Below are 11,333 nucleotides of genomic sequence, written 5' to 3' on the forward strand. Positions count from 1 at the left end.
GTTTGTGGCGTCCTACTTCCTCCCGTTCACCAGACATGAACGATCGGCTAGGCTCCCGCCCGTGACCACGAGAATCGCCGTCGTCGGAGCCGGAGCGAACGGAGCGGGGGTCGGCGCCGACCTCACGCGCGCCGGAGAAGACGTCACGCTCATCGAACAGTGGCCCGTGCACGTCGAGGCGATGCGCGAGCACGGCGTGCGGGTCGAGACCGAGGACGCCGAGCCCGAGATCACCCCGGTACGCGTGCACCACGTGTGCGAGGTCGCCGAACTGCGCGACACGTTCGACATCGTGCTGCTGCTCGTGAAGGCCTACGACACGCGCTGGGCGACCGAGCTCGTGCTCCCCCGACTCGCGCCCGACGGGCTCATCGCGGGCGTGCAGAACGGGATGACGGCGTCCGATGTCGGCTCCATCGCGGGCGACGCGCGCACGCTCGGAGCCGTGATCGAGGTCTCGTCGACGATGTACGAGCCGGGCGTCATCCATCGGCACACGCCGCGCGAGCGCTCGTGGTTCGCGGTCGGCAGCCTGACCCCTGCGACGCACGGTCGCGAGGAGGAGCTCGCCGGCATCCTGCGTCACGCCGGCACCGTCGCGGTCGTCGACGACATCCTCGCCGCCAAGTGGATGAAGCTCGTCAGCAACGCGAGCGTGCTCGTGCCGACAGCGGCGCTCGGGATGCCGATGGCAGACGCGCTCGTCGTGCCCGGGATGCGGGAGCTCATGACCCGGGCCGGTCAGGAGGCGCTCGACGTCGGTCGCGCGCTCGGGCACCCGATCCTCCCGATCTTCGGGCTGCGCGCCGACGATGTCGCGCAGCCCGAATCGGTCGTCTCGACGATGCTCGATGCCCTCTACGCAGGATTCGTGCGTCCCGGCGCCACGACCACCGTGCTCCAGGACTGGACGAAGGGCCGCCGCAGCGAAGCCGGGGACATCAACGGCGTCGTGGTGCGCTCGGGCGCCGAGACCGGCGACCCGACGCCGGTGAACGCCGCCATCCTCGAGGTCGCCCGCCGCATCGAGTCGGGAGAACTCACCCCCGGCTCCGACAACCTCGCCCTGCTCGAGAGCCTCGCGGAGGGGTGACCCGAGGGGTTCCAACCGGCTTTCCGTTTTCAGGACTTGGTGTTGCTGATGTCGACTGAAGTCAACCGACGGTTCACTCTGACCGACATCCGCCCCGTGAGTTCCTGAGAACGGAGCGTTCGGCGCCAGCGAATCGACTCCTCCCCAGGCCGGACCCAGCAGGACGATCCCCCGGCGCCCGAGTGCACGAGTCCGAGGCCGCAGCGAAAGTTGCAGTCTGCCGCGATGTACTCAGCAGCGGCGGTCGTCGACGCCTTCGGCGGCATCGCGCGCCGCGACCAAATCCTCGCGACCGGGCTGAGCGGCACGGACATCACGGCGGCGGTCCGGCGGGGCGAACTCCGTCGCGTGCGTCGTGCGTACTATGCGAGTCCACGGGCACTCGCGGATGCCGTGGTCGCGACCCGTGTCGGCGGCCGGTTGGGCGGGCTCAGCGCGGCTCGCACCTATGGCCTCTGGGCAGGCTTCGACGACCGCTGCCATGTCGTCGTCGCCACGAACGCGTCGAGGCTACGGCTCATTTCGACAACTGACATCGCGACGCCCGACACCGGTGACCGGCACGTCGCCGTGCATTGGCAGGATGCCGGACCGAATCGCGAGTGCTGGCGGGTCGGTCTGCTGGATGCGCTGCGTCAGGTCGCGTCGTGGTGCGACCAGGAGACCGCGATGGCGACCCTCGACACCGCGCTCGACGCGGGGCACGTCACCCGCGCCTCGCTCGTGAGCGCATTTGCCGCCGAGCCTGCGGCGTCGCGTCTTCGCGCAGCCTCGGCCGCACCGGGCAGCGGCTCCGGCTACGAGTCGATCGTCGTGCGGCGGCTTCGTGCGATCGGCTTGCGAGTCCGCCAGCAGGTCGTCGTCATGGGGGTCGGGCGGGTCGACGCCGAGGTCGAGGGCTTCCTGTTCCTCGAGATCGACGGGTCGGAGTTCCACGACACCCCCGCAGCGCGCGAGGCCGACGCCATCCGGGATGCCGGGCTGGCTGCCAGAGGACGTCCCGTCATCCGGCTGCGCACTCGCCGCATCCGCTCTGACTGGCCGGGGTGTGTCGCGGACATCCTTGCTGCTCTGTCTCACCGCCCGGGAGCACTGAGCTGACCTCTCGCCTCTCAGGACTTCGTGAGGCCTGCGCCCATTCCTGCGGTCGACGAGAGGACTTCACTGGGCTCCAGCCTCACGAACTCCTGAAAACGCAAAGCACCCCCACCGTCCTAGGCTCGACGCGTGACCTCCGCGCTGTCGATCACCTCCGCCGTCCCCGATCCGGCGCTGCTCGACCTGCCGTGGAGCCTGCCGCTCGAGCTGTGGCCCGACGAGACGATCGCGGCGCTGCCGAAGGGCATCTCGCGGCACCTCGTGCGCTTCGTGAGGCTCGGCGAGCACGTGCTCGCGGTGAAGGAGACCACCGAGGAGATGGCGACGCGGGAGTACGACCTGCTGCGCACCCTCAACCGCCTCGATCTGCCGTGCGTCGAACCCGTCGCCGTCATCACGAACCGCACCGCGGCCGACGGTGAAGCCCTCGCCCCCGTGTTGGTGACCCGGCACCTGCGCTTCTCCCTCCCCTACCGCGCGGTCTTCTCCCAGTCGCTGCGCCCCGACACGGCGACGCGCCTCGTCGACGCCCTCGCGGTGCTGCTCGCGCGGCTGCACGTCGCCGGCTTCTTCTGGGGCGACGTGTCGCTGTCGAACACCCTCTTCCGCCGAGACGCCGGCGCCTTCGCCGCGTACCTCGTGGATGCCGAGACCGGCACGCTGCACGATCGGCGCCTCTCCGACGGTCAGCGCGAGCACGATCTCGAGATCGGGCGTATCAACATCGCGGGCGAGCTGCTCGACCTGCAGTCGGGCGGCAAGCTCGACGACGACGTCGAACCCGTCGCTCTCGCCGACCGCATCGCCGCGTCGTACCGCGAGCTGTGGACGGAGCTCACGGCGTCCGAGTCGTTCCCCGAGAGCGAGCGCTGGCGCATCGCCCGCCGTGTCGAACGGCTCAACGACCTCGGCTTCGACATCGAGGAGCTCGCGATCAGCCGCGACGAGGACGGCACCAAGGTGCGCATCCAGCCGAAGGTCGTGGATGCCGGCCACCATTCGCGGCGTCTGCTGCGGCTCACGGGGCTGGATGCCGGCGAGAACCAGGCGCGTCGCCTGCTCAACGACCTCGACGCCTACCGCTCGCAGGGCGGACGTGCCGACCTCGACGAGGAGGAGGTGGCGCACGAGTGGCTCGCGCGCGTCTTCGAGCCCGTCGTGCGCGCCATCCCGCGTGATCTCCGCGGACGACTCGAGCCCGCGGAGATGTTCCACCAGCTGCTCGAGCACCGCTGGTATCGGTCGCAAGACGAGAAGCGCAACGTGCCGCTCGCCGAGGCGCTCACCTCCTACATCGACCAGGTGCTGCGCCACCGTCGCGACGAGTTGATGGTCACGGGTCCGCCGACGGGGTCGTTCAACGCGGTCACGCAGCCCATCGGGGTCGTCGAGGACTGGCGCGACAAGGTCTGACATGTCGGCACCGCTCACCCCGGCACCCCGGGGATCCCTCGCACGCCTCGCCGGTCTCGCCGCGCGACATCCCGTCGTCACCGTCGTCACGTGGGCGCTGCTGCTCGCGGCCGCGCTCGCGACCGCCGTCGGCGGCGTCACGGGCGACACCCTCTTCGAGCGCCTCCAGGGCGACCCCCCGAGCGTCGACGGGGAGAGCTCGCGCGCCGACGACCTGTTGCGCGGCGACGCCGACGAGCGGGAGTCGCTCACGCTGCTCGTGCACGGCGTCGACCCCGCCGACCCCGAGGCCGGGATGATCGCCGCCGACCTCGCCGCGCGCGTCGCCGACCTCGACTCCGCGACGCTCGTGGCGCCGTTCGGAGTCCCCCCTCTCCCGTCGGGCGAGCCCGACCCGCGCATCGCCCGGCTGCTCGCGGAGGACGGTGACGGCTTCCTCCTCACCCTCACGGTCGAGGGCGACGGGGCGGCTGAGCCCGATCCCGTCGCCGTGGATGCGGCGCACGACGAACTCGACGCCGCCGCCGCCGAATACCGCGACGCCTACCCCGATGCGACGGTGGAGGTCGGCGGGGCGCGGCTGCTCGTCGACTCGATCCTCGAGGTGTCGGAGAACGACCTGCGCCGGGGCGAAGGGGTCGCGCTGCCGATCGCACTCGTCGTGATGCTCGTCGTGTTCGGCGGGTTCCTCGCCGCCGGCATCCCGCTCGTCGGGGCGGGCGCGGCGATCGGCGGCGGGCTCGGGCTGCTCTTCGGCGTCACGCAGCTGACCGACATCGACTCGACCGTCATCAACGTCATCACCGCTGTCGGGCTCGGGCTCTCGATCGACTACGGGCTGCTCATGGTGTCGCGCTTCCGCGAGGAGTACCGCCCGAGCGTCGCGGCCGCGGGGGCCTCGCGAGCGGCCCGGCTCGCCGCCATCACCCGCACCGCCGGCACCGCAGGGCGCACGGTGTTCTACTCGGGGCTCGTCTTCCTCATCGCGTCGGCGGGTCTGCTCGTCTTCGAGCCGCGCATGGTGCGCGCCGTCGGCCTGGGGGCGATCGGCGTCACGGTCATCGCGATCATCTCGGCCGTGACCCTCGTCCCCGCGCTGCTGTCGCTCACGGGCGATCGCCTGGCGAGGCCCGGGCTGCTCACCCGCCTGCCGGGGGTCGGCCGGCTGCTCACGCGGTTCGGCGACGTCGCGCCCGAGGAGGGCTTCTTCTCCCGACTGGCGCGACGCGTGCAACGGCACCCGGCGATCGTCACCCTCGGCTGTGTCGCGGTGCTCGTACTCGTGGGCACGCCACTCGCCACCCTCACGATCGCCAACACGAGCCTCGACGCGACGCCGCGCTCCGCCACGGCGTATCCCTTCATCGACGCGCTCGACGAGCACTTCCCGGCCGCGACGACGCCGCGTGTCGCGCTCGTGACCCTCGACGCGGCGACAGGCGAGGACTGGGCCGAACACGTCGCCGGACTCCCCCACGTCGACGAGGTCGGGCCGACCGTCGAGGTCGGTGACGGCTGGCAGACGGTCGTGCGGGTCGACGATGCGGGGAACGGCACCGACGTCGTGCGTGAGCTCCGCGCCGACAGGGACGCCGACCCCGCTCTCGAAGACGCCCTCGTCACGGGGTCCGACGCGCGGACCGTCGACCTCACCGACGCCCTCCTCCGAGGTGCTCCGTGGGCGGCCCTCGTCCTCGCGCTCGGCACGATCATCCTGCTGTTCCTCATGACCGGCTCGCTCGTCATCCCGCTCAAGGCACTCGTCGCGAGCGCGCTCTCCCTGGGCGCGAGCGTCGGGGTGCCCGTCTGGGGTTTCGAGTACGGCAACTTCGCGGGGTTCATGAACTTCGAGGCGGAGCGGGTGCACGGGGTCGACGTGCTCGTTCTCGTGCTCACCTTCATCTTCGGCTTCGGTCTCGCGATGGACTACGAGTTGTTCATCCTGTCGCGCATCGTCGAGCTCACGGCGCAGGGTGTGAACGACGAGGAGGCGATCGCGCGCGGGCTGCAACGCTCCGGCCGCATCATCACCTCGGCGGCGCTCATCATCATCGTCGTGTTCGCCGGCTTCGCCACGGGCGACCTCATGGTGATCAAGCAGCTCGGCACGGCGCTCGCGGTCGCCGTGCTGCTCGACGCGACGATCGTGCGCTGCCTGTTGGTTCCCGCGTTCATGACCTGGCAGCGTCGCATCCTGTGGTGGGCGCCGCGGTGGATGAAGGCTCTGCACACGCGATTCGGGCTCACCCACTGAGCCATCGCCGCGGATGTTCACTCTGAATGAACTCGAAGGCCCGGGATTCCGCTAGGGTGAGTCGCACCTCGGGGTGAACGTTCGCTGCAACTTCACACCGCGGACGCGAATCGGTCGATGAGGACGGAGACGGCGTGGCGACGCAGATCGGAGCGAGGCTGCGCGGCGCTCGACTCGAGCAGGGGCTGAGCCTGCGCGGAGTCGCCGAAGCGGTCGGCGTCTCGGCGTCGCTCGTGTCGCAGGTCGAGACGGGCAAGACCCAGCCGTCGGTCTCGACGCTCTACGCGATGGTGAGCCACCTCGGCATCTCGATGGACGACCTCCTCGACGACGGCGGCCCGCCCGCGCGTCGACGGCGCTCGCGCACCGACCCGCGACGCCCGCCCACCGAACCGTCGGACCCGCACTTCGGACACGGCGGGCAGAACCCGGTGCTCGAGATGGAGAACGGGGTGCGCTGGGAACGCCTCGCCTCGGGCGAGGACGGCCCCGCGGATGCACTCCTCGTGACGTACGAACCGGGTGCGTCGAGCTCGATCGAGGGCCGTCTCATGCGCCACTCCGGCATCGAGTACGCCTACCTGCTCGAAGGCGAGCTCGAGCTGCAGCTCGAGTTCGACACCTTCGTCCTGCGCGCGGGCGACTCGCTGCAGTTCGACTCGGTGCGCCCGCACCTCTACGCCAACCGCGGCGACGCGCCGGCGCGCGGCGTGTGGTTCGTCGTGGGGCGGCGGCGTCCGGGGGACGCCCCCGTGTCGCGCGCGAGCGGACCCTAGCGCGCGGCCCTCTTCCGCGAGACCTCGTAGAGCGCGACCGACACCGCGATGCCGGCGTTGAGCGACTCGGTCGACGACTCGATCGGGATGCTGACGATCGCGTCGCACGTCTCGGTGACGAGTCGAGACAGCCCCTTGCCCTCGCTGCCGACGACGATCACGACGGGCTCTTTCGCGAGCTCGAGAGCCGGGAGCGACACGTCACCGCCGCCGTCGAGGCCCAGCACGAAGACGCCGCGCGCCTTGAGTTCCTTGAGCGTCGTCGTGAGGTTGCCGGCCATCGCGACCGGCACGCGCACGGCGGCCCCCGCGGACGTCTTCCACGCGGAGGCCGTCATGCCGACGCTGCGCCGCTGCGGCACGATCGCGCCCTGGCCGCCGAACGCGGCGATGGAACGTACGATCGCGCCCAGGTTGCGCGGGTCGGTGATGCCGTCGAGCGCGACGAGCAGCGGCGTCTTGCCGCTCGCGATGATCTCGTCGAGCAGCTCGAGGGGGTGGCGGTACTCGTACGGCGGCACCTTGAGGGCGATGCCCTGGTGCACGGCGTCGGGACCCGACAGGCGGTCGAGCTCGGGTCGCATCACCTCGACGATCGGGATGCCCCGCTTGCCGGCGATCGAGATGGCCTCCTTGATGCGGTCGTCCATCTCCAATCGCGACGCGAGGTAGAGCGTCGTCGCGGGGATTTTCGCGCGCAGAGCTTCGACGACCGAGTTGCGGCCGGTCACGATCTCGGCGTCGCCGTCCTTCTTCGGAGGACGTCCGCGCGGGGCGGGCTTCGCGTCGCCGCCCTTGCCGTGCTTGGCGCGGGCCTCGGCGAGGCGGTCCTGAGCGGCCTTCCGCTTGCCGGCGACGTGCCAGCTGCGATCGGTCGCCTTCGGCGTCGGGCCCTTGCCCTCGAGCGACTTGCGGCCGTGACCGCCGGTGCCGACGGTAGGGCCCTTCTTGTTGCCCCGTGCTCCGGGTCGTCCAGGCTTGACCATTCTCAACTGCTCCATTTCGGTCCGGTGGGGGTGTCCTCGAGGGTCACCCCGGCGGCGGCCAGTGCATCGCGCACCCGGTCCGCCGCGGCGAAGTCCTTCGACGAGCGCGCGGTCTCGCGCTCGGTCAGCAGATGCTCGACGAGCGCGGTGAGGGTCGTCTCGGCCGCGCCGCCGTCGGCGGAGGTCGCCCACTCCGGTGCGGACGGGTCGAGCCCGAGCACGCCGAGCATCGCGGTGACCTCGGCGCGCAGCCTCGCCGCGCGTGCCGTGTCGGCCGCGTCGAGCGCGGCGTTGCCCTGCCGCACGGTCTCGTGCAGCACCCCGAGCGCCTGCGGCACCCCGAGGTCGTCGTCCATCGCGGTCGCGAATGCCTCGGGCACCGCGACGGCACCGGTCTGCTCGACCTCGGGCGTCGCGGAGATCGCCGTAGAGGCCCGATCGAGGAAGCCTTCGATGCGGCGGAACGCGGCCTCCGCCTCGACGAGCGAGCCGGCGTGGTAGTCGATGGTCGAGCGGTAGTGCGCACTGCCGAGGTAGTAGCGCACGACGATCGGTCGCGCCGCGGTGAGGAACTCGGAGGCGTAGATCGAGTTGCCGAGCGACTTCGACATCTTCTGACCGTCGACGACGACGAGTCCGTTGTGCACCCAGTGCGTCGCGAAGGCATCCCCGGCTGCGGTCGACTGGGCGAGCTCGTTCTCGTGGTGCGGGAAGCGCAGGTCGAGTCCGCCGCCGTGGATGTCGAAGGCCGGCCCGAGGTACCGCCGCGACATCGCGGAGCACTCGATGTGCCATCCCGGACGACCCGGCCCCCACGGCGACTCCCACGACGCCGACTCGGGCTCGCCCGCCTTCGTACCCTTCCACAGGGCGAAGTCGCGGGGGTCGCGCTTGCCGCGAGTCTCGGCGTCGGCCGACGCCGCCATGTCGTCGGGCTTCTGGTTCGTGAGGTCGCCGTAGGACGGCCACGACGCCACGGAGAAGAACACGTCGCCCGTGTCGTCGTCGGCGACGTAGGCGTTGCCCTTCTCGATCAGCACGGCGATGAGTTCCTGCATCCCCGGGATGCTCGCCGTCGCCCGCGGTTCGTAGGTGGGGGGCAGGATGCCGAGCGCGTTGTAGCCGCGCGTGAACTCGAGCTCGACCCGATAGGCGACCGCCCACCACGGCTCGCGCTCGCTCGCGTTGGCGAGCACCTTGTCGTCGATGTCGGTGACGTTGCGCACGAATGTGACGTCGAACCCACGGTAGGTGAGCCAGCGACGCCACAGGTCGTAGGCGAGGGCGCTGCGGAGGTGCCCGATGTGGGGCGACGACTGCACGGTCGGGCCGCAGACGTACATGCCGACCTTGCCCGCCTCGCGCGGGACGAAGTCGACCGTCGCCTGCGCCTTCGAGTCGTACAGCCGGATGCTCACCGCCCGAGCTTATCCGCGCCTCTACTCTGGTGACGTGCCCGAGCTCGTCTTCCGCGTCGACGACCTGACGGGCGACGCGACGCGCGCGCTCGTCGCCCACCACCTGCTCGGAATGCACGACTCGACGCCGCCCGAGAACGTCTTCGCCCTCGACGTCGACGCCCTGCGCGGTGCGGGCATCACGTTCTGGTCGGGGTGGGCGGGCGACGAACTCGTCGTCATCGGAGCGCTCACGCAGCTCGACGCGACGAACGGCGAACTCAAGTCGATGCGCGCCACCGACGCGGCGCGCGGAACGGGCGCGGGCCGCGCGATCCTGCGTCACATCGTCGCCGAGGCGCGCGGTCGCGGTATCACGACGCTGTGGCTCGAGACCGGGACGCCCGACGACTTCCTGCCGGCCCGCCGCCTCTACGAGAGCGAGGGCTTCATCGAGTGCGGCCCCTTCGGCGACTATCCCGAGAACCCGTTCAGCGTCTTCATGACCAAGTCCCTCTCGGCGGTCGAGTAGCCCGCGCAGCGGGCGTGTCGAGACCCTCGTGACGTCTCGACACGCGCCTGCGGCGCTACTCGACGACCGAGATCGTCAGGATGCCGACAGCAGCGCGGTCGCGATCGCCGCGATCCCCTCGGCCCGGCCGGTGAACCCGAGCCCGTCGGTCGTCGTCGCCCCGAGCGTCACGGGTGCGCCGACGAGCTCGCTGAGCCGCGCTTCGAGCTCGCTGCGCCGCGGCGCGATCTTCGGGCGCGCGGCGACGACCTGCACGCTCACGTTGACGACCGAGAACCCGGCGCCGGAGACGAGGGCGAGCGTCTCCTTCACGAACACCTCGCTCGCGGCACCGCGGAAGCGTGGATCGGCGGTGCCGAACCGGCTGCCGAGATCGCCCAGACCGGCCGCCGAGAGCAGTGCATCGCAGATCGCGTGCAGCACGGCATCCCCGTCGCTGTGTCCGGAGAGCCCCGGCTCGCCCGACCAGTAGAGGCCGCCGAGCCAGAGGGGCGACGTCTCGTCGTAGGCGTGCACGTCGACCCCGAGGCCCGTGCGGAGTCCGCCCGTCCGCGCCCCGAGCACGTTCTCGGCACGGCGGAGGTCCCACGGGGTGGTGATCTTGAACGCGCGGGCGTCACCCTCGACCGTCGTCACCGTGCCGCCGTTCTCGGTGAACACGGCGGCGTCGTCGGTGAACTCGGTCGTCGCCGCGGCGTAGGCCGCGTCGAGCGCTGCGCGCGGGAAGCCCTGCGGGGTCTGCACGTGCACGAGGGCGCTGCGGTCGACCGTCTCGCGCACGATGTCGTCGGTGACGCGCTTGATCGTGTCGGCGACGGGCAACGCCGGGATGACACCGCCGCCGGTCGAGCGCACGGCGCGCACCACGCGATCGGTGAGCGTGCCCGGGGTGAGGGCCCGCGCCGCGTCGTGCACGAGCACGACATCGACGTCGGCGTCGAGCTCGGCGAGCCCCGCGAGTACAGAGGCCTGTCGTGTCTCACCGCCGACGACGACCGAGACGGATGCCTCGGCCGGTCCGGCGACTCGTCGTGCGATCGCGCGCGCCGCCGCCAGACGGGACTCCGGTGCGACGATCACGACCTGCGCAGGCTCGACCGAGTCGAAGACGCCCGCGAGCGCGTGCTCGAGGATGGCCTTGCCGCGGAGTTCGACGAACGCCTTCGGCTCGGAATGACCGAGCCGCGTGCCGCTTCCCGCGGCGACGACCACGATTCCTAGCTCTGGCACGAGGGATTCCGACCGAGGACGAACTGTGCGCCCGGGCGAGGACGGCTTAAGAGGCCAGTACCTCGTCGAGGACGGTGGACGCCTTCTCCTCGTCCGTCTTCTCGGCGAGCGCGAGCTCGGAGATGAGGATCTGGCGAGCCTTCGCGAGCATCCGCTTCTCACCGGCCGACAGGCCGCGGTCCTGGTCGCGACGCCAGAGGTCGCGCACGACCTCGGAGACCTTGATGACGTCGCCCGAGGCGAGCTTCTCGAGGTTCGCCTTGTAGCGGCGGCTCCAGTTGGTGGGCTCCTCGGTGAACGGGGCGCGCAGCACCTCGAACACGCGGTCGAGGCCCTCCTTGCCGATCACATCTCGGACGCCGACCAGATCGACGTTGTCAGCCGGCACCTCGATGGTCAGATCACCCTGGGTGACGTTGAGCTTCAGGTACAGCTTCTCTTCGCCTCGGATCACCCGGTTCTTGACCTCGATGATGGTGGCGGCGCCATGGTGGGGGTAAACGACGGTTTCGCCGACCTCAAAAAGCATGGAGTTGTTCCTTCCGCAGACCGCC

General features: G+C 70.8%; 10 protein-coding genes. 6 read left to right on the plus strand and 4 right to left on the minus strand.

The window, feature by feature from the left end:
* Positions 1-61 precede the first annotated feature (61 nt).
* The 5 genes from ACO1X9_RS04910 (at position 62) to ACO1X9_RS04930 (ending at position 6,634) form a co-directional block, all read left to right on the plus strand.
* Positions 62-1,093, plus strand: coding sequence for a ketopantoate reductase family protein (locus ACO1X9_RS04910; RefSeq protein ID WP_486349714.1), 1,032 nt, complete (start codon positions 62-64; stop codon positions 1,091-1,093).
* Positions 1,094-1,318: 225 nt separating this feature from the next.
* Positions 1,319-2,194 (plus strand): endonuclease domain-containing protein, encoded by an 876-nt coding sequence (locus tag ACO1X9_RS04915; protein WP_486349715.1) that lies wholly within the window; start codon positions 1,319-1,321, stop codon positions 2,192-2,194.
* 126 nt (positions 2,195-2,320) lie between these two features.
* Positions 2,321-3,604: a DUF4032 domain-containing protein gene (locus ACO1X9_RS04920; RefSeq protein WP_486349716.1), complete on the plus strand. Its 1,284-nt coding sequence runs from the start codon at positions 2,321-2,323 to the stop codon at positions 3,602-3,604.
* 1 nt (position 3,605) lies between these two features.
* Positions 3,606-5,858, plus strand: coding sequence for an MMPL family transporter (locus ACO1X9_RS04925; protein ID WP_486349717.1), 2,253 nt, complete (start codon positions 3,606-3,608; stop codon positions 5,856-5,858).
* Between the two features lie 134 nt (positions 5,859-5,992).
* On the plus strand, positions 5,993-6,634 hold the full coding sequence (locus ACO1X9_RS04930; RefSeq protein ID WP_486349718.1) for a helix-turn-helix domain-containing protein: 642 nt from the start codon (positions 5,993-5,995) through the stop codon (positions 6,632-6,634).
* On the opposite strand, the gene rlmB is transcribed toward ACO1X9_RS04930, so the two are convergent.
* Positions 6,631-7,620 (minus strand): 23S rRNA (guanosine(2251)-2'-O)-methyltransferase RlmB, encoded by a 990-nt coding sequence (gene rlmB / locus ACO1X9_RS04935; protein WP_486349719.1) that lies wholly within the window; start codon positions 7,618-7,620, stop codon positions 6,631-6,633. The genes ACO1X9_RS04930 and rlmB overlap by 4 nt on opposite strands.
* A gap of 2 nt (positions 7,621-7,622) precedes the next feature.
* Positions 7,623-9,038 (minus strand): cysteine--tRNA ligase, encoded by a 1,416-nt coding sequence (gene cysS / locus ACO1X9_RS04940; RefSeq protein ID WP_486349720.1) that lies wholly within the window; start codon positions 9,036-9,038, stop codon positions 7,623-7,625.
* Between the two features lie 34 nt (positions 9,039-9,072).
* Between cysS and ACO1X9_RS04945 the strand changes: the two genes are divergently transcribed.
* A complete protein-coding gene (locus tag ACO1X9_RS04945) occupies positions 9,073-9,549 on the plus strand; it encodes a GNAT family N-acetyltransferase (RefSeq protein ID WP_486349721.1) in 477 nt (158 codons plus the stop codon).
* A 75-nt stretch (positions 9,550-9,624) separates the two neighbouring features.
* On the opposite strand, the gene ispD is transcribed toward ACO1X9_RS04945, so the two are convergent.
* Positions 9,625-10,779 (minus strand): 2-C-methyl-D-erythritol 4-phosphate cytidylyltransferase, encoded by a 1,155-nt coding sequence (gene ispD / locus ACO1X9_RS04950; RefSeq protein WP_486349722.1) that lies wholly within the window; start codon positions 10,777-10,779, stop codon positions 9,625-9,627.
* Positions 10,780-10,825: 46 nt separating this feature from the next.
* Positions 10,826-11,308: a CarD family transcriptional regulator gene (locus tag ACO1X9_RS04955; RefSeq protein WP_191283440.1), complete on the minus strand. Its 483-nt coding sequence runs from the start codon at positions 11,306-11,308 to the stop codon at positions 10,826-10,828.
* Positions 11,309-11,333: the final 25 nt, after the last annotated feature.

Source organism: Pseudolysinimonas sp., assembly GCF_057350545.1.

Bases quoted from the DNA above. Each gene is read 5' to 3' on its own strand.
- ACO1X9_RS04915 (WP_486349715.1), top strand. From the start codon at position 1,319: ATGTACTCAGCAGCGGCGGTCGTCGACGCCTTCGGCGGCATCGCGCGC.
- ACO1X9_RS04925 (WP_486349717.1), top strand. From the start codon at position 3,606: ATGTCGGCACCGCTCACCCCGGCACCCCGGGGATCCCTCGCACGCCTC.
- ACO1X9_RS04955 (WP_191283440.1), bottom strand. From the start codon at position 11,308: ATGCTTTTTGAGGTCGGCGAAACCGTCGTTTACCCCCACCATGGCGCC.
- rlmB (WP_486349719.1), bottom strand. From the start codon at position 7,620: ATGGTCAAGCCTGGACGACCCGGAGCACGGGGCAACAAGAAGGGCCCT.